General features: G+C 74.8%; 16 protein-coding genes. 12 read left to right on the top strand and 4 right to left on the bottom strand.

What is annotated here, in order from left to right; genetic code table 11:
- The first annotated feature begins 513 nt into the window (after window positions 1–513).
- Window positions 514–1,278, top strand: a complete 765-nt coding sequence (locus tag ACF068_RS32015; protein ID WP_392277835.1) for a tetratricopeptide repeat protein — start codon at window positions 514–516, stop codon at window positions 1,276–1,278.
- Between the two features lie 57 nt (window positions 1,279–1,335).
- On the opposite strand, the gene ACF068_RS32020 is transcribed toward ACF068_RS32015, so the two are convergent.
- Complete coding sequence (locus ACF068_RS32020; protein WP_392277823.1) at window positions 1,336–2,616, bottom strand: DUF1015 domain-containing protein; 1,281 nt, start codon at window positions 2,614–2,616, stop codon at window positions 1,336–1,338.
- Window positions 2,617–2,691: 75 nt separating this feature from the next.
- Here ACF068_RS32020 and ACF068_RS32025 point away from each other — a divergent pair, with 75 nt between their 5' ends.
- The 4 genes from ACF068_RS32025 (at window position 2,692) to ACF068_RS32040 (ending at window position 6,737) form a co-directional block, all read left to right on the top strand.
- The gene (locus tag ACF068_RS32025; protein WP_392277824.1) at window positions 2,692–3,723 is read left to right on the top strand and encodes an HAD-IIA family hydrolase; all 1,032 of its coding nucleotides are present in this window, start codon (window positions 2,692–2,694) and stop codon (window positions 3,721–3,723) included.
- A 61-nt stretch (window positions 3,724–3,784) separates the two neighbouring features.
- Window positions 3,785–4,840, top strand: a complete 1,056-nt coding sequence (locus ACF068_RS32030; RefSeq protein ID WP_392277825.1) for a FecCD family ABC transporter permease — start codon at window positions 3,785–3,787, stop codon at window positions 4,838–4,840.
- The gene (locus ACF068_RS32035) at window positions 4,837–5,880 is read left to right on the top strand and encodes a FecCD family ABC transporter permease (protein WP_392277826.1); all 1,044 of its coding nucleotides are present in this window, start codon (window positions 4,837–4,839) and stop codon (window positions 5,878–5,880) included. Before ACF068_RS32030 ends, ACF068_RS32035 begins: the two co-directional genes overlap by 4 nt.
- Window positions 5,877–6,737 (top strand): ABC transporter ATP-binding protein, encoded by an 861-nt coding sequence (locus ACF068_RS32040; protein ID WP_392277827.1) that lies wholly within the window; start codon window positions 5,877–5,879, stop codon window positions 6,735–6,737. The genes ACF068_RS32035 and ACF068_RS32040 overlap by 4 nt, the downstream gene beginning before the upstream one ends.
- On the opposite strand, the gene ACF068_RS32045 is transcribed toward ACF068_RS32040, so the two are convergent.
- The gene (locus ACF068_RS32045) at window positions 6,726–7,073 is read right to left on the bottom strand and encodes a sterol-binding protein (protein WP_392277828.1); all 348 of its coding nucleotides are present in this window, start codon (window positions 7,071–7,073) and stop codon (window positions 6,726–6,728) included. The two genes, ACF068_RS32040 and ACF068_RS32045, sit on opposite strands and share 12 nt — an antisense overlap.
- Window positions 7,074–7,127: 54 nt before the next feature.
- Between ACF068_RS32045 and ACF068_RS32050 the strand changes: the two genes are divergently transcribed.
- The 6 genes from ACF068_RS32050 to ACF068_RS32075 all read left to right on the top strand — a co-directional run bounded on the left by ACF068_RS32050 (window position 7,128) and on the right by ACF068_RS32075 (window position 13,218).
- Window positions 7,128–7,388 (top strand): hypothetical protein, encoded by a 261-nt coding sequence (locus ACF068_RS32050; RefSeq protein ID WP_392277836.1) that lies wholly within the window; start codon window positions 7,128–7,130, stop codon window positions 7,386–7,388.
- 7 nt (window positions 7,389–7,395) lie between these two features.
- Window positions 7,396–8,211 (top strand): TlyA family RNA methyltransferase, encoded by an 816-nt coding sequence (locus ACF068_RS32055; protein WP_392277829.1) that lies wholly within the window; start codon window positions 7,396–7,398, stop codon window positions 8,209–8,211.
- Complete coding sequence (locus ACF068_RS32060; protein ID WP_392277830.1) at window positions 8,208–9,134, top strand: NAD kinase; 927 nt, start codon at window positions 8,208–8,210, stop codon at window positions 9,132–9,134. The genes ACF068_RS32055 and ACF068_RS32060 overlap by 4 nt, the downstream gene beginning before the upstream one ends.
- 137 nt (window positions 9,135–9,271) lie before the next feature.
- Window positions 9,272–10,990 (top strand): DNA repair protein RecN, encoded by a 1,719-nt coding sequence (gene recN, locus ACF068_RS32065; RefSeq protein WP_392277837.1) that lies wholly within the window; start codon window positions 9,272–9,274, stop codon window positions 10,988–10,990.
- A 287-nt stretch (window positions 10,991–11,277) separates the two neighbouring features.
- The gene (locus ACF068_RS32070; protein WP_392277831.1) at window positions 11,278–12,015 is read left to right on the top strand and encodes a hypothetical protein; all 738 of its coding nucleotides are present in this window, start codon (window positions 11,278–11,280) and stop codon (window positions 12,013–12,015) included.
- A 90-nt stretch (window positions 12,016–12,105) separates the two neighbouring features.
- Window positions 12,106–13,218 (top strand): glycosyltransferase family 4 protein, encoded by a 1,113-nt coding sequence (locus tag ACF068_RS32075; protein ID WP_392277832.1) that lies wholly within the window; start codon window positions 12,106–12,108, stop codon window positions 13,216–13,218.
- 78 nt (window positions 13,219–13,296) lie between these two features.
- Here the strand turns inward: ACF068_RS32075 and ACF068_RS32080 are convergent, their stop codons facing one another.
- Together ACF068_RS32080 and ACF068_RS32085 are read right to left on the bottom strand one after the other, a co-directional pair.
- Window positions 13,297–14,931 (bottom strand): PucR family transcriptional regulator, encoded by a 1,635-nt coding sequence (locus ACF068_RS32080; protein ID WP_392277833.1) that lies wholly within the window; start codon window positions 14,929–14,931, stop codon window positions 13,297–13,299.
- A 164-nt stretch (window positions 14,932–15,095) separates the two neighbouring features.
- Complete coding sequence (locus ACF068_RS32085; protein ID WP_392277834.1) at window positions 15,096–16,910, bottom strand: glycoside hydrolase family 15 protein; 1,815 nt, start codon at window positions 16,908–16,910, stop codon at window positions 15,096–15,098.
- Between the two features lie 498 nt (window positions 16,911–17,408).
- Between ACF068_RS32085 and ACF068_RS32090 the strand changes: the two genes are divergently transcribed.
- On the top strand, window positions 17,409–17,517 hold a 109-nt coding region (locus tag ACF068_RS32090), incomplete at its 3' end, for a hypothetical protein (protein WP_392277838.1).

Below are 17,517 nucleotides of genomic sequence, written 5' to 3' on the forward strand. Positions count from 1 at the left end.
GACGAGCGTCGTGATGAGCGTCCGGCGTTCAACCGGGATGACCGTGGGCCTCGTCGTGATGATCGTGGCCGTGACGACCGTGGTGGTTTCCGGCGTGACGAGCGTCGTGATGAGCGTCCGGCGTTCAACCGGGACGACCGTGGGCCCCGTCGTGATGACCGTGGCCGTGACGACCGTGGCGGGTTCCGCCGTGACGACCGCCGCGACGACCGTGGTGGCTTCCCGCGCGACGACCGGGGCGGTTACCGGCCCCGCGACGACCGCCGTGACGACCGGGGTGCGTTCCCCCGCGATGAGCGGGCGCCCCGCCGTGACGACCGTCGCGATGACCGCCGTGACGACCGGGGCGGGTTCCGTCGGGACGACCGGCGTGACGACCGGCCGCGCGGGCCCCGCCGGGACGACCGCGACCGCGGTGGCTACCGGGGCCGTGACGACCGTCGGGACGACCGCGGCGGCTTCCGTCGTGACGACCGGGACCGGCGTGACCGGGACCGGGAGCCCATCAAGCGGCTGCCGATCCCGCCGGAGGTCACCGGTGACGAGATCGACAGGGACGTGCGGCAGGAGCTGATGAGCCTGCCCAAGACGCTGGCCGAGGATGTCGCCAGGAACCTGGTGATGGTCGCCCAGCTCATCGACGAGGAGCCCGAGAAGGCGTACGCGTACTCGCGCATCGCGCTGCGGCTGGCCTCGCGTGTGGCGGCCGTGCGGGAGGCCGCCGGCTTCGCCGCGTACGCGACCCAGAAGTACGCCGAGGCGCTGGCCGAGTTCCGGGCGGCCCGGCGTATGACGGGCAGCGTGGAGCTGTGGCCCGTGATGGCCGACTGCGAGCGCGGTCTTGGCCGGCCCGAGCGGGCGATGGCGATGGCCGGTGAGCCCGAGGTGCAGAAGCTCGACAAGGCCGGCCAGGTCGAGATGCGGCTCGTCGCCGCCGGGGCGCGCAGGGACATGGGGCAGCTCGACGCCGCCATCGTGACCCTCCAGAGCCCGGAGCTGGCGTCGAACTCCGTCCAGCCGTGGACGGCCCGTCTGCGGTACGCGTACGCCGACGCGCTGCTGGAGGCGGGGCGCGAGGACGAGGCGCGGGAGTGGTTCGCCAAGGCGCTGGAGGCCGACAAGGACGGTTCGACCGACGCGTCGGACCGGCTGGCCGAGCTGGACGGGGTCGAGTTCGTCGATGCCGCCGCGGAGGAGCACGACGAGCCGGAGCACGACGAGCCGGAGCACGACGAGGAGGCGGACGCCGCCGTGTCGGACGACGAGTCGCGCGGCTGACCGATGTGACGAGGGGCGGCATCCCGTGCGGGTGCCGCCCCTTTCGCATGTCCGCGGTCAGTCGACGTCGAGGCTGCGGAGCACCAGGCCGGTGGCCGGCTTCGGGCCGAAGGAGGTCGACTTGCGCGGCATGGTGACGCCCTGGCGGGCCAGGTCGCGCACCACGTCCTCGCGGACCGGGTGCATCAGGACGGCGGTGCCGCCCCGGCGTTCGGCCTGGGCGACGGCAGCCTGCGCGTCATGGATGTAGGTGATGCCCTCGGGGGTGTCCGGGACGTGCCAGACGTGGTCGATGAGCGTGGCGTGCAGCACCGTCGCGTCGAGCGTGCGCCAGGCCTCGGGGCGGTCCGCCCGGACCGTACGGGCGATGATCTCCGGGGAGGGGCGGTCGACCAGGTGGAAGCGGCCGTCGCCGGCGAGCAGGAAGGCGTTGCCCTCCTGGACGGCGGAGGCGAGGGCGCCCAGGGCGGCGGGGAGGGGGCCGTCGAGGGTGCGGACGCGGAAGGCGTCACCGAGGGCGGTGAGGGCGTCGGCGACCGGCAGATGGTTGAGCAGCCGGTGGATGGCGCGGACCTGGAGCGGGTAGCGGCCGGTGTCGATCAGGAGGACCAGGCCGTAGTTCCAGGGGCCGGGCGCGGGGTGTTCGTCGCGGAGGCGCAGGTAGGTGGCCCAGCGGTGGTGGCCGTCGGCGATGAGCGCCTGGTGGCGGCCGAGGTCGGCGGCGACCTCCGCCAGCGCGGCCGGATCGGTGACGGACCAGAGGCGGTGGCTGATGCCGTCCTCGGTGGTCGTCGCCAGCAGGGGCGCCCGCAGCACCGTGCGCTCGATGACGGCGGTCGCTCCGGTGGCGGTGCCGTTGCCGCGGTAGGTCAGGAGCAGCGGGTCCAGGTTGGCGGCGGTGGTGCGCATCAGGGCGGCGCGGTCCGCGACGACGTGGGGTATGACGTCCTCGTGGGGCAGGACCACGCCCTCGTCGGGGGTGGTCAGCTCCAGGGCGCCGATGAGGCCGCGCTGGAGGAGGTCGCCCTTGCGCTGCTCGTACACGTAGAGCGCGGGTTCGGCGTCCGCCGCGAGGACGCCGTCGGAGACCCAGGCCCGCAGGGTGTCGGCGGCCTGGCGGTGGCGGGCCTCGCTGGTGGCCGCTTGCGGCAGGATCAGCCGGACGATGTTGTGCGGGTCGGCCGACTGGAGATGGTGCACACCGTCGGGCCGTACGACCACGTCGTACGGGGGAGAGGTCACCGCGGCAAGGCTCCCGACCCGTTCGGGGACATAGCGCAGCCCACGGAAAGGTGTCAGGTGCAGACCGCCGTTGGCCGCAGAACCTGTGGTGTCCATCCCTGCATCGTATGTGGATTGCGGGTATGCGCGATGATCGGGGGCAGTTGGCTTTCGGAGCGAGAGGTTCAGGACATGGGGCAGCGGGGCAGGAACCGGCCGAGCGGGAGTGCGCGCGCGCTCAGCGAGGCGTACGACACGGCGCTGCTGGACCTGGACGGTGTGGTGTACGCGGGCGGCAAAGCGATCCGGCACGCCGTGGAGGCGCTGGGGACGGCCCGGGACGGCGGGATGCACCTCGCGTACGTCACCAACAACGCGCTGCGGACGCCGGACGCCGTCGCCGAGCACCTGACCGAGCTGGGCGTGCCGGCCGGTGCGTCCGACGTGATCACCTCGGCGCAGGCGGTGGCGCGGCTGGTCTCCGAGCAGTTGCCAGGCGGTTCGCGGGTGCTGGTGATCGGTGGTGAGGGCCTGCGGGTGGCGCTGCGCGAGCGCGGGCTGGAGCCGGTGGAGTCGGCGGACGACGACCCGGCGGCCGTGGTGCAGGGGTACGGGGGGCCGGAGCTGCCCTGGGGGCGGTTCGCCGAGGCCTCGTACGCGGTGGCGCGGGGCGTGCCGTGGTTCGCGTCCAACACCGACCTGACCATCCCGAGCGGGCGGGGGATCGCGCCGGGGAACGGGGCGGCGGTGGAGGTCGTGCGGATCGCCACCGGAGCCGAGCCGCAGGTGGCGGGGAAGCCGCTGCCGCCCATGCACCGCGAGACCATCCTGCGGACGGGTGCGGAGCGGCCGTTGGTGGTGGGCGACCGGCTGGACACCGACATCGAGGGGGCGTTCAACGGGGGCGTGGACTCGCTGCTCGTCCTGACCGGAGTGACGGACGCGGCGCGGCTTCTGGCCGCGGTGCCGGAGCACCGGCCGACGTACGTGGACGCCGATCTTCGGGGCCTGCTCACCGGGCAGCCGGAGGTCACCGGGACGGCGGCCGACGGGTTCGGGTGCGGCGGGTGGACGGCGTCGGTCCGGGGGGACGCCCTGGCCCTGGACGGGGACGGGGAGGCGCTGGACGGGCTGCGGGCGCTGTGCGCTGCGGCGTGGACCGCGGCGGGCGACGGCGCGTGCACCCTGGACGCGGGGAAGGCGCTGGCCAGGCTGGGGTGGTGAGGCGCTGACGGGCGGGCGGCCCACCCCTGGTCACCAGGCAAAGGTAGGCTAACCTAACCGGGTGTTGGTCGACAGTCCTCCCAAACAGAGCGCGGGTCCCTCCGCCGCAGCCCAGCCCCGTGGGCGCCGCCGTTCGGTGCGCGCGGCCGGGCTGCTCGTCGCCGTCGGTGTCCTGCTGCTGGTCTGTGTCGCGAGCATCATGGTGGGGGCCAAGCCGGTTCCGCTGGACGATGTGTGGCACGGCCTGTTCCGGTACTCCGGTACGGGCAACGACGTCCTGATCCAGGACCTCCGGGTGCCCCGCACCCTGCTGGGAGTGATCGTCGGTGTCGCACTCGGACTGTCGGGCGCGGTCATGCAGGCCCTCACCCGCAACCCGCTCGCCGAACCGGGCCTGCTGGGAGTGAACGCGGGGGCCGCGGCCGCCGTCGTCACCGCCATCAGCTTCCTGGGCGTCACCTCCCTGACCGGGTACGTGTGGTTCGCCTTCCTGGGCGCCGCCGTCGTCTCGGTCGTCGTGTACGTCCTCGGCGGCAGCCGCGCCGCCACGCCCGTGCGGCTGGCGCTGGCGGGGACCGCGGCGACCGCGGCGCTGTACGGGTACGTCAACGCGGTGCAGCTGCTGGACTCGGCCGCTCTGGACCGGTTGCGCTTCTGGACCGTCGGCTCGCTGGCCAACGCCGACATGGCGACGATCCGCAGCGTGGCCCCGTTCGTCCTGGTGGGCGTCGTCCTCGCGCTGCTGATCGCCCGGCCGCTGAACGCCATGGAGATGGGCGACGACACCGCCCGGGCGCTGGGCGCCCACCTCAACCGGACGCGCGTGCTCGGCATGGTGGCGGTGACGCTGCTGTGCGGCGCCGCGACCGCCGCGTGCGGACCCATCGTCTTCGTCGGCCTGATGGTGCCGTACATGGTCCGTGCCGTGACCGGCCCCGACATGCGGTGGATCCTGCCGTACGCGGCGGTGGTCTCGCCCGTGCTGCTGCTGGGCTCCGACGTGCTGGGGCGGGTCATGGTGCGGCCCTCCGAGTTGCAGGTCGGCATCGTGACCGCGCTCGTCGGCGGACCCGTCTTCATCCACCTCGTACGCCGCAAGAGGATGGCCCAGCTGTGAGCACCCGTACCGCGAAGGCCCTCCGCACCCCCGGAGGCCTGTCCGTCCGCTACCAGCCGCGTGCGGCGGCCGCCGTCCTGCTGCTCGCCCTCGTCACCGTGGCGGCCGGCGTCGTCCTGATCGGCAGCGGCGACTTCCCCATCGCGCCCGGCGACGTCGTCGCCACCCTGCTCGGCGACGGCACCATGGCGCAGGAGTTCATCGTCCAGGACCTGCGGCTGCCGCGCGTGCTGGTGGCCGTCCTCGTCGGCGCGTCGCTCGGCCTGGGCGGCGCGGTCTTCCAGTCCGTCTCCCGCAACCCGCTGGGCAGCCCCGACATCATCGGCTTCGGGCAGGGCGCGGCCGTCGGCGCGCTCACCGTCATCGTGCTCTTCGGGGGCAGCGCCACGGCCGTCGCCGCCGGCGCCGTCGTGGGCGGTGTGGTGACCGGCGCCCTGATCTACCTGCTCGCCTGGAAGCGCGGTGTGCACGGCTTCCGGCTGGTGCTCGTCGGCATCGGCGCGGCCGCCATGCTGACCGCCGTCATCCACTACCTGATCACCAAGGCGAACCTGATCGACGCCACCCGGGCCGTGCTCTGGATGACCGGCACGCTCGACGGCCGGGACTGGGCCCAGTTCTGGCCGCTGCTCGGCGTGTGCGCGGTCCTCGTACCGCTGGTGCTGGCGTACGGGCGGCCGCTGCGGATGCTGGAGATGGGCGACGACGCCGCGTACGCGCTCGGCGTGCGGGTCGAGCGCACCCGCCTGGTGCTGATGGGGGCCGCGGTGCTGCTGGTGTCCGTCGCCACGGCCGCCGCCGGGCCGATCACCTTCGTGTCGCTGAGCGCCCCCCAGCTCGCCCGCCGGCTCACCCGCTCGCCCGGCCCCAACCTCGCCGCCTCCGCGCTGATGGGCGCCGCACTGCTGCTCGTCGCCGACTGGACCGCCACCAACGCGTTCGGCGAGCGGGAGCTGCCCGTCGGCGTGGTCACCGGGGTCGTCGGCGGCGGGTACCTGCTGTGGCTGCTCGTGACGGAACGCAAGGCGGGCCGGATATGAGCCCCGCCCCCCTGAACCACCGGAAGAACGCCAGGAGTACGTCCATGCAGCAGCGCCTGAGCGCGGAGGCGGTCACCCTCGCCTACGAGCAGCGGATCATCGCCCGCGACCTGTCCGTCGAGATACCCGACAACTCCTTCACGGTGATCGTCGGCCCCAACGCGTGCGGCAAGTCGACCCTGCTGCGGGCCCTGTCCCGGATGCTGAAGCCCACCGAGGGGCGGGTGCTGCTGGACGGGCAGACCATCCACTCGATGCCCGCCAAGAAGGTCGCCAGGACCCTGGGCCTGCTGCCGCAGTCGTCCATCGCCCCGGACGGCATCACCGTCGCGGACCTGGTCGCCCGTGGCCGCTACCCCCACCAGGGGCTGCTGCGCCAGTGGTCGCCGGAGGACGAGCGGATCGTCACCGAGTCGATGGACGCCACAGGCGTGGGCGAGCTGGCCGACCGGTACGTCGACGAACTGTCGGGCGGGCAGCGCCAGCGCGTGTGGATCGCGATGGCGCTCGCCCAGCAGACGCCGCTGCTGCTGCTCGACGAACCGACGACGTACCTGGACATCCAGCACCAGATCGACGTGCTCGACCTGTGCGCGGAACTGCACGAGACGCAGGGCCGCACCCTGGTCGCCGTCCTGCACGACCTCAACCACGCCGCCCGGTACGCCACTCACCTCATCGCCGTACGGGGCGGGGAGGTCGTCGCGGAGGGCCCGCCGTCCGAGGTGGTCACCGCGGAGCTGGTGGAACGCGTCTTCGGGCTGCGCTGCCAGGTCATCGACGACCCCGAGACGGGCACGCCGCTGGTGATCCCCGCCGCGCGCAAGGCCCGGGTGGCCGCCGCCCTACAGCAGTGACCGCAGGCGCAGCAGGTCGCGGAACCCGGCCTCCAGCCTGACCCGGCCGGAGGCCCAGGCCTTCGCGAAGTCCAGCTCGCCGTCCACCAGCGCCACCAGGTCGTCGCCGGTCATCGCCAGCCGTATCCCGGCCCGCTCCGGCGGCGGCCCGGCCACCTGGTCCAGCACCAGGATCCGGCCGCCGGAGAGGCGGCCGGTGAAGGTGACGTCCAGGTCCGTCACGTGGCAGGTCAGCGAGCGGTCGAGCGCGGCGGCGCCGCGCACCGAGCCGTCGGCGCGGGTGAGGTTGTCGGAAAGTCTGTCGAGTGCGCTGCGGCACTCCTCGATCGTGGCCATCGGCACCGACCGTACCCCAGCGCTTCGCGGTAGCGTCGGGGCATGAGCGACGTGATGCCCGAGCCCCCGGCGGCCGTCGAGGAGGCGCCGCCGGAGACCCGCGAACCGGCCGCACCCGCGCCCCTCGGCGTCGAGCGCGTGCCCACCGGGCACCCGCGGATCGACACCGGCCTGGAGCGGCTGGCCGACGCCGACCACCTCCCCGCCGACGGGCACCTGGAGGTGTACGAGGATGTACACCGGGGGCTGCGGGAGGCGCTGGCCGCGCTCGACGCGCGCCCCCAGCCTTCACCCCCGTACGACCACAGGAGCTGAACCGAACGTGGCAGGAGTCGCACGCCGCCGTCTCGACGCCGAGCTGGTGCGCCGGAAGCTCGCCCGCTCGCGCGAGCACGCGAGCCAGCTGATCGCGGCGGGGCGGGTGACCGTCGGCGGCAACACCGCCACCAAGCCCGCCACCCAGGTCGAGACCGCCGCGGCCATCGTGGTCGCGCAGGACGACGCCGACCCCGACTACGTCTCGCGCGGCGGCCACAAGCTGGCCGGCGCCCTCGCCGCCTTCGTCCCGCGCGGGCTGAGGGTCGAGGGCCGGCGCGCACTGGACGCGGGCGCCTCCACGGGCGGGTTCACCGACGTGCTGCTGCGCGCCGGGGCGGCGCACGTCGTCGCCGTCGACGTCGGGTACGGGCAGCTCGCCTGGTCGTTGCAGAGCGATGAACGCGTGACCGTCAAGGACCGTACGAACGTACGTGAGCTGACACTGGACGCGATCGACGGAGAGCCGGTGGATCTGGTGGTGGGCGACCTGTCGTTCATCCCGCTGGGACTGGTACTGCCCGCCCTGGCGGGCGTCTCCGCGCCCGACGCCGACCTGGTGCTGATGGTGAAGCCCCAGTTCGAGGTCGGCAAGGAACGCCTCGGCAGCGGCGGTGTCGTCCGCAGCCCGGAGCTGCGCGCCGACGCGGTACGGGGCGTGGCACGGCAGGCCGGCCAACTCGGCCTGGGCGTCCTGGGCGTCACCGCCAGTCCGCTCCCCGGCCCCTCGGGCAACGTCGAGTACTTTCTGTGGCTGCGGGCCGGCGCGCCCGCGCTGGATCCGGCTGACGTGGAACGCGCCGTGGCGGAGGGACCCCGTTGACATCATCGACAGCGCATCCGACGACTGCTGCACCCCGCACCGTCTTCCTGCTCGCGCACACCGGCCGCCCGGCGGCGGTCCGCAGCGCCGAGCTCGTCGTGCTCGGCCTGCTGCGCTGCGGCCTCGGGGTGCGCGTCCTGGCCGCCGAGGCGGCCGACCTGCCACTGCCGCCGACGGTCGAGACCGTGCCGGAGGCGTCGCCCGACGTCCTGGACGGCTGCGAGCTGCTCATCGTGCTCGGCGGCGACGGGACGCTGCTGCGCGGGGCGGAGTTCGCCCGTGCCTCGGGCGTGCCGATGCTCGGCGTGAACCTGGGACGGGTCGGCTTCCTCGCCGAGGCCGAGCGCGACGACCTCGACAAGGTCGTCGACCGGGTCGTGACCCGGGCGTACGAGGTCGAGGAGCGCATGACCCTGGACGTCACCGTGCACAACAACGGCGACGTGCTGCACAGCGACTGGGCGCTCAACGAGGCCGCCGTGCAGAAGGTCTCGGCCGAGCGCATGCTGGAGGTCGTCCTCGCGATCGACGGCCGGCCCGTGACCGGCTTCGGCTGCGACGGGGTGATCTGCGCCACCCCGACCGGATCCACCGCGTACGCCTTCTCGGCCGGCGGCCCGGTGATCTGGCCCGAGGTGGAGGCGCTGCTCATGGTGCCGATCGGGGCCCACGCCCTGTTCGCCAAGCCGCTGGTGACCACTCCGGACTCGGTGCTGGCGGTGGAGGTCGAGCCGCACACCCCGGACGGGGTGCTGTGGTGCGACGGGCGGCGCACCGTCGAGCTGCCCGCCGGCGCCCGGGTGGAGGTCCGCCGCGGGGCGGTACCGGTCCGGCTGGCCCGGCTGCACCACGCGTCGTTCACCGACCGGCTGGTGGCCAAGTTCGCCCTCCCGGTGTCCGGCTGGCGGGGCGCCCCGCGCTGACGGGCCGCGGGGCCCACTCCCGCGGGTGACACGGACCCGCCGGTTCCGCCCCGCGACCTGCGGCTTCGGCGACGCGGGGCGGGGGCCGTCGCACAGGGGCCCCACGACCTCGTAAGGTCTTCCCCGTGTTGGAGGAGATGCGGATACGGTCGCTCGGGGTCATCGACGACGCGGTGGTCGAGCTGTCACCCGGTTTCACCGCGGTGACCGGTGAGACCGGCGCGGGCAAGACCATGGTGGTGACCAGCCTCGGACTGCTGCTCGGCGGGCGCGCCGACCCCGCCCTGGTCAGGATCGGTTCGCCGAACGCCGTCGTCGAGGGCCGGATCAGCGTGCCGCCGGGCGCCGCCGCGGCGGTACGGGCCGAGGAGGCGGGCGCCGAGCTGGACGACGGCGCGCTGCTCATCAGCCGCACCGTGTCGGCGGAGGGCCGCTCCCGGGCCCACCTGGGCGGACGCTCCGTTCCCGTCGGCGTGCTGGCCGAGCTGGCCGACGAGCTCGTCGCCGTCCACGGCCAGACCGACCAGCAGGGCCTGCTCAAGCCCGCCCGGCAGCGCGGTGCGCTCGACCGGTACGCGGGCGACGCCGTCGCCGTACCGCTGGCCAAATACGGCGACGCCTACCGGCGGCTGCGGGCCGTCACCGCCCAGCTCGACGAGCTGACCACGCGCGCCCGGGAGCGGGCGCAGGAGGCCGACCTGCTGCGCTTCGGCCTCGCCGAGATCGAGGCGGTCGAGCCGCGCGCGGGCGAGGACGCGGAACTGGCCGCCGAGGCCGAGCGCCTCGGCCACGCCGAGGCCCTCGCGTCCGCCGCAGCGCTGGCCCACGGGGCGCTGGCGGGCAACCCCGAGGACCCCGAGGTCCTGGACGCCACCACCCTCGTCGCGGGCGCCCAGCGGGCCCTGGAGGCCGTCCGGGCGCACGACCCGGCGCTCGCCGCGCTCGCCGACCGGATGGGCGAGATCTCGATCCTCCTCGCGGACGTGGCCACCGAACTCGCCGGGTACGCCGACGACCTGGACGCCGACCCCCGGCGCCTCGCGGCCGTCGAGGAACGGCGCGCCGCGCTGACCGGGCTCACCCGCAAGTACGGCTCCGACATCGCCGCCGTCCTGGCCTGGGCGGAGGAGGGCGCCGCCCGGCTCACCGAACTGGACGGCGACGACGACCGGATCGGCGAGCTGGCCGCCGAGCGGGACGCCCTGCGCGCCGAGCTGTCCGGGCTGGCGCAGGCCCTGACCGACGCGAGGACGGAGGCGGCGGCCCGGTTCGCGGACGCCGTCACCGCCGAGCTGGCGTCGCTGGCCATGCCGCACGCGCGGGTGTCCTTCGACATCCGGCAGACCGACGACCCCGAGGGGGTGGAGGTCGGCGGGCGGACCGTGGCCTACGGGCCGGCCGGCGCCGACGAGGTCGAACTGCTCCTCGCCCCCCACCCGGGCGCGCCGCCCCGGCCGATCGCCAAGGGCGCATCGGGCGGCGAGCTGTCGCGCGTGATGCTCGCCGTCGAGGTCGTCTTCGCGGGTACGGACCCGGTGCCGACGTACCTCTTCGACGAGGTCGACGCGGGCGTCGGCGGCAAGGCGGCGGTGGAGATCGGGCGGCGGCTGGCGAAGCTCGCCAAGTCGGCGCAGGTCGTCGTCGTCACGCACCTCCCGCAGGTCGCGGCCTTCGCGGACCGGCAATTGCTGGTCGAGAAGACCAACGACGGGTCCGTGACCCGGTCCGGCGTCACCGTCCTGGAGGGCGAGGACCGGGTGCGGGAGCTGTCGCGGATGCTCGCGGGCCAGGAGGACTCGGAGACGGCGCGGGCGCATGCGGAGGAGCTGCTGGCGACGGCGCGGGCGGACGCCTGACCGCCCCGGGGGGGCGGGACCCCTGGGCGCCGCCCTGGGCGGGGCGGGCCCCTGGGCGTACCGGTGAAGCGCGGCGCCCCGGGGGGCACGGAAAAGGGCGCCGCCCCGGTTCCGTTGTGCCCACCCTCCCCCAAGCTCTCGGCTTCGCTCGAGCAGGGGGGACCCCCATCGCCCGGCGGAACGACTGACCACAACGGGGCGGCGTGGGCGCGCGGGGGTGGGCAGAGCCCCGGCGGAACGACTGACCACAACGGGGCGGGCAGGTGGGGGCTGCGTAGGGTGGCGGGGTGATCAGGACTGTGGGGGGCTTCGGGATCGCCGCTGCCGGCACCCGTGCCGTGTACGCCGGGCTGCGGCGCCGACGGCGTGACGCGCGGTGGGAGCGGACCAACTACGCGGGGCGCACCGTCGACCTGTACGCCGGGCCCGCGGTGGCCGCCGGCGCCGCGCTGGGCGCTCTCGGCGCGGGGCCCCGGGCGGCCGGTGCCGCCGTGCTGGCCGGGCTCGCGGCCGGGGCGTGCGGGGCGTACGACGATGTCAAGGGCGACCACCGGCGGGGCTTCCGGGCGCACCTGGGCGCCCTGCGGGAGGGCGAGGTCACCAGCGGGGCCGTCAAACTCTTCGGGATCGGCGCCGCCGGGCTCGTCGCGGGCGCGCTGCTCAAGGAGCGGCCCCTCGACAGGGTCCTCGCGGGCGTCGTCATCGCCGGCACCGCGCACGCGGTGAACCTGGTGGACGTACGGCCCGGCCGGGCGGCCCTCACCGTGCTCGCGCTCGGCGTGCCGGGCCTGCCGCGCGGGCCGCTCGCCGCCGCTCCGGCGGGTGCCGCGGCAGCCGTCCTCGCCGACGACCTCGGTGAGCGCACGATGCTCGGGGACGCGGGCGCCCACGCGCTGGGCGCCGCGCTCGGCACGGCGATCGCCGCCGGCAGCGGGCGGCCGGGACTGGTGGTCCACGCGGCCGGGGCGCTGCTGGCGGCGGCGTACGGGAACACCGTCAGCCGCCTCGCGGGATCACCCGCGTGAGTGATCACGCATGACGGTTTACGCGCCGCGACACGGCCGATTCGCCCCGACGGTCCCGGAACGTGCGTACGGACTGGCATCCTTGGGCGCGTGACACAGCTGCATACGGTCCAGGTGCTGGGCGGCGGCAGCGCGGGCAGCAGCGCTCACGTCAGGTCCCTGGCGGCCGGGCTCGTGGCGAGGGGCGTGCGGGTGACCGTGTGCGCCCCCGCCGAACTGGACCACGCCTACGATTTCCTGAGCACCGGGGCGCGCTTCGTGCCCGTGCCGCGCCGTGGTGACCCGGTCGCCATCGGGGCGCTGCGCGCGGCATGCGCGCGTGCCGACGTGGTGCACGCCCATGGACTGCACGCCTCGGCGCGGGCCGGGCTGGCGCTCGGTTCGCTGGGCGTCCCGCTGGTCGTGACCTGGCACACGCGCACGCACGCCGACGGGGCCCGCGGCCGGTTGGTCCGGCTCATGGAGCGGAGGACCGTACGGACGGCGGCCGTTGTGCTGGGTACGTCGTCCGAACTCGTCGACCGCGCGCGGCGGCGGGGCGCCCGGGACGCCCGGCTCGGGCCCGTCTCGACCCCGCCCCCGCGCACGGGCGTGCCGGAGGCGCAGGCGGGGAAGGCGCGGGCGGAACTCGGCGCCATGGACCGGCCGTTGCTGGTGGCCGTCGGCGCCCTGGAGCGGCACCGCGGGTACGGCACGCTGCTGGACGCGTCCGGGCTGTGGCTCCGGCACGACCCGGTGCCGCTGGTCGCGGTGGCGGGGGAGGGGCGCCGGCGCGCGGAGTTGCAGCGGCGGATCGACGCCGAGGGGCTTCCGGTACGGCTGCTCGGGCGGCGGGCCGACGTGACGTCGCTGCTCGCGGCCGCGGACGTGGTCGTGCTCCCGAGCCGCTGGGAGGCCCGGGCCCCGCTCGCCCAGGAGGCGCTGCGGCTCGGCGTACCGCTGGTGGCGACGGCGGTCGGCGGGGTGCCGGAGCTGGTGGGCGACGCGGCCGTGCTCGTGCCGTACGGGGACGCGGGCGCGCTCGCCGCCGCCGTGACCGCCCTGCTCGCCGACCCGGCCGGGCGGGCGGCGCTGGCGTCGGCGGGGCGGGCGCAGGCGGCGACCTGGCCCACGGAGGACGACACCATCGCCCAGGTGCTCAGCGTCTACGACGAACTGTGCGGGGGCTCCCGGTTCGGGGGCCCGCGCCCCCGGGGCCGCTGACCGTCCGGCACCGCGACCGTCCGGGGCGGGAGCCCGCACCTCGCACCCCCGCACCCTGCGCCCGTCGCCCCGGACGGGTCAGGGCGTGTGGCGGCGGGCGCGGAGGGCCAGGGAGAGGGCGAGCACCGTCTGCGGGTCGTCCAGGTCCGTGCCCAGCAGGTCGCCGATGCGGGCCAGCCGGTTGTAGAGCGTCTGGCGGTTGAGGTGGAGTTCACGCGCCGTCTCCGCCTTGCGGCCCGCGTGCGCCAGGTACGTCTCCAGCGTCGGCAGCAGGGGCGGGCGTGACGTCCGGTCGTGCTCGCGCAGCGGGCCGATCGCCCGGTCCACGAACGCCGCCAGGGCGGACCCCCCGCCGTGCCGGCCCAGCCGCCACAGCAGCAGGTCGATGTCCAGGCGCCGGGCGTCGTACCAGGGCCGGTCGGGCAGGCCCTGGGCGGCGGTCGCCGTCTCCGCCGCGTGCCGCAGCCCCGCCGACGCCGCCGCCCAGCTGCCCGCGACGCCCACCACGACGACCGGCGGATGACCGCCCGACGGCCGGGCCAGCCCCGCCCGCGCCAGGCCCGCCCGCAGCGCGGCGGCCACCCGGTCGGCGACGGCTGTGCGCTCCGACTCGCCGCGCAGCCCCAGCAGCAGCGGCACCCGGCCCTCCACGGGCCGCACGCCCAGCAGGACGGGAACGCCGACGGCCGACAGCTCCTCCAGCACCGCGCGGGCCAGCAGTGACCAGTCGCCGGACGGCATCCCGTCGGCGGCGAGCCGCATGACCACCGGGAGCAGCGGGCCGTCGCCGGGCTTGAAGCCCAGCACCCGGGCCTGCGCAGGGGCGTCCTCCGCCGAGACGCGGCCCTCCGCCAGGTCGGTGAGGAAGTCGCCCCGCCCCCGCGCGGCCAGCTCCTCCTCCTGGCGCGCCTGCATCAACACCACCGCGAGGATGCCCGCCGCCCGCTCCGCCGCCATCCGGTGCACGGGCAGCAGCGGCCCGGACACGGCCAGCAGGACGAGACGGGCCCGGACCGCCCCCGCGCCCGGACCGCCGCCCGGCACGTCCACCAGCACCGCCCCGGTCGGCGGCCCCGCCTCCCGGGCCTCCCGCTGGCCGCGCAGCCCCTCCCACACCTGGAGCGGGTCCGGCCCGTCGTCACCGCCGCCCGAGGCGTACAGCAACTGGCCGTCCGCGGTCTCCAGGAACACCGGGTTGGCCGCGAAGCCGGAGAGGATGCCCAGCACCTGTGGCACCCCGCCCCCGCCCAGCAGCGCCTCCGTGCACCGCCGGTGCACGTCCTCGGCCTGCCGCAGCAGCGCGTAGTGCCCGTTGACGATCTCGGTGTGGACCTCCTCGGTCACCGAGACGAAGGGGACCTCCCGGTGGAGCTGGACCAGCGGCAGCCCGGCCGCCCGCGCCGTCTCCACGATCGTCGCGGGCAGCCGGGAGAAGCGCGGCCCCAGCTCCACCACCAGCGCGGCGATCCCGCGCTCCGCGAGCCGCCGTACGAACGCCCGCTGCTCGGCCGGCCGCGTACCGAGGCCCAGCCCGGTGGTCAGCAGCAGCTCGCCGCCCTTGAGCAGCGACGCGATGTTCGGCACCTCGCCGGCGTGCACCCAGCGCACCGTCCGGTGCAGCCGGTCCGCGCCGGCGACCACTTCCGGGAGCCCGCCGCGCAGACCGGGCAGCTCCAGCGCCCGCTGCACGGTGATTCCGCCCTGCTCGTTCATACGGCCGGACGGTACCCGGGTCCGTGTTCGCAGGACATCACCGGACGAGGACGACACCCGGCGACGGGCGACAACTCGTCGTCCTCGCGCGCCATTTGCGGGACCGCCCGTCGCGTGTGGCGTACGTCACGCCGGAGGCGGGCGTTCCCCGGGCGGCCGGAGCGTCAGCCGCCGTACGCGCCCGAGGCGGTCAGCCGCAGCGCCGTGTCGATCAGCGGCACGTGGCTGAACGCCTGCGGGAAGTTCCCGACCTGGCGCTGCAACCGGGGGTCCCACTCCTCCGCGAGCAGCCCCAGGTCGTTCCGCAGGGCCAGCAGCTTCTCGAAGAGCTTCCGCGCCTCGTCGACCCGGCCGATCATCGCCAGGTCGTCCGCCATCCAGAACGAGCAGGCCAGGAACGCGCCTTCGTCACCGGGCAGGCCGTCGACGCCCTCGTCCGCGCCCTCGGTCGGGTAGCGGAGGATGAAGCCGTCCTCCGTCGACAGCTCCCGCTGGATCGCCTCGATGGTGCCGATGACCCGCTTGTCGTCCGGCGGCAGGAAACCCACCTGCGGGATCAGCAGCAGTGAGGCGTCCAGCTCCTTGGAGCCGTACGACTGCGTGAAGGTGTTGCGCTCCGGGTCGTACCCCTTCTCGCACACGTCCCGGTGGATGGTGTCGCGCAGCTCGGTCCACTTGTCCAGCGGACCGTCCGCGTCCCCGGACTCGATCAGCTTGATCGTGCGGTCCACCGCGACCCAGGCCATCACCTTGGAGTGCACGAAGTGGCGGCGCGGGCCGCGCACCTCCCAGATGCCCTCGTCCGGCTGGTCCCAGTGGTCCTCCAGGTACCGGATCAGCTTCAGCTGGAGCAGCGAGGCGTAGTCGTTGCGGGACAGGCCCGTCATGTGCGCCAGGTGCAGGGCCTCGGTGACCTCGCCGTACACGTCGAGCTGGAGCTGGTTGGCGGCGCCGTTGCCGACCCGCACGGGGGCGGAGTTCTCGTACCCGGGCAGCCAGTCCAGCTCCGCCTCGCCGAGCTCCCGCTCGCCCGCGATGCCGTACATGATCTGGAGGTTCTCCGGGTCGCCCGCGACCGCGCGCAGCAGCCACTCGCGCCAGGCGCGCGCCTCCTCGCGGTAGCCGGTGCGCAGCAGCGAGGAGAGCGTGATCGCCGCGTCCCGCAGCCAGGTGTAGCGGTAGTCCCAGTTCCGTACGCCGCCGATGTCCTCCGGCAGGGAGGTGGTGGGCGCGGCGACGATGCCGCCCGTGGGGGCGTACGTCAGCGCCTTCAGCGTGATCAGGGAGCGGACCACGGCCTCCCGGTACGGGCCCCGGTAGGTGCAGTGGTCGACCCACTCGCGCCAGAAGTCGGACGTGGCCTCCAGCGCGCCCATCGGGTCCGCCAGCGGCGGCTGCGCGCGGTGCGAAGGCTGCCAGCTGATGGTGAAGGCGACCCGGTCACCCTCCTTGATGGTGAAGTCCGAGTACGTGGTGAGGTCCTCGCCGTGGGTCTCCACGTCGGTGTCGAGCCAGATGGAGTCGGGGCCGGCGACGGCCACCGTCCGGCCGTCGACCTGGTGCACCCAAGGCACCACACGCCCGTAGGAGAAGCGCATCCGCAGCGCCGAGCGCATCCGCACCCGGCCCTTGACGCCTTCCACGATCCGCACGAGCTGCGGCGCGCCGTCACGCGGTGGCATGAAATCGGTCACGCGCACCGTGCCGTGCACGTTGTTGCGCAGCGTGTCCCACTCGGATTCGAGGATCAGCGAGTCACCGACGTAGCGGCGCCGGTCGGCGGCGGGCGGTTCGGTGTCGTCGGCGTGCGCCGGCCCGATCCGCCAGAAACCGTGCTCCTCGGTACCGAGGAGTCCTGCGAAGACGGCGTGCGAATCGAAGCGGGGCAGGCACAGCCAGTCGGCCGTGCCGTCCCGGCAGACCAGGGCGGCGGTCTGCATGTCTCCGATGAGTGCGTAGTCCTCGATGCGCCCGGCCACGTGCAATCTCCAGTCGAACGGCAACGTTCGCCCCCGTGGGGCGCTTACTGGGGTCTTGGGTCAAGGATCGCCGACGAGCACGAGTTCCCGGTGACGGGCGGGGGTGGTGCCGTTGTGGGGGGTGGGCTCGGCAGCGGATGTCCGAGCAGGATACGACGCGCTCCGGCCCTCTGTGTGATCGTCCTGGTAGAGCTGTTGAGCAGAACGAGTGACCGGTGACCGGTGGGGCGAAACCCCCCGGCGTGCCGCGATGCGGTACGTGTTCGGCCGTGTGCCGCGCGTTGCGCAAGGGGCTCCCGGCGGACCGGCCGGCGCCGGGTCCGCGCGCGGCCGGAAGCGGCCGTCCCGCGTCGCTGATACCCTGGTAGCCCGTGGACCGGTGGGCGCCGCACCTCGAATCGGCGGCCCCCGAACCGCAGCGACGGCACCCCCGGAACCCTCCGGACCGGACGCCGGAACGCACCTCCAGAACGCGACCACGGGAGCCCCCTCTTGGCCATGCCGCCCACATCCACGACGACCAAGCACATCTTCGTCACCGGGGGTGTCGCGTCCTCCCTCGGGAAGGGCCTGACGGCCTCCAGCCTGGGTGCGCTCCTGAAGGCGC

The organism is Streptomyces sp. NPDC016309, from assembly GCF_043077235.1.
GTDB lineage: Bacteria > Actinomycetota > Actinomycetes > Streptomycetales > Streptomycetaceae > Streptomyces.

What these genes read in the sequence shown, in the direction of transcription:
- recN (WP_392277837.1), top strand. Translation starts at nt 9,272, where the DNA reads ATGCGGATACGGTCGCTCGGGGTCATCGACGACGCGGTGGTCGAGCTG.
- ACF068_RS32020 (WP_392277823.1), bottom strand. Translation starts at nt 2,616, where the DNA reads ATGGACACCACAGGTTCTGCGGCCAACGGCGGTCTGCACCTGACACCT.
- ACF068_RS32050 (WP_392277836.1), top strand. Translation starts at nt 7,128, where the DNA reads ATGCCCGAGCCCCCGGCGGCCGTCGAGGAGGCGCCGCCGGAGACCCGC.
- ACF068_RS32080 (WP_392277833.1), bottom strand. Translation starts at nt 14,931, where the DNA reads ATGAACGAGCAGGGCGGAATCACCGTGCAGCGGGCGCTGGAGCTGCCC.
- ACF068_RS32025 (WP_392277824.1), top strand. Translation starts at nt 2,692, where the DNA reads ATGGGGCAGCGGGGCAGGAACCGGCCGAGCGGGAGTGCGCGCGCGCTC.
- ACF068_RS32040 (WP_392277827.1), top strand. Translation starts at nt 5,877, where the DNA reads ATGAGCCCCGCCCCCCTGAACCACCGGAAGAACGCCAGGAGTACGTCC.
- ACF068_RS32045 (WP_392277828.1), bottom strand. Translation starts at nt 7,073, where the DNA reads ATGGCCACGATCGAGGAGTGCCGCAGCGCACTCGACAGACTTTCCGAC.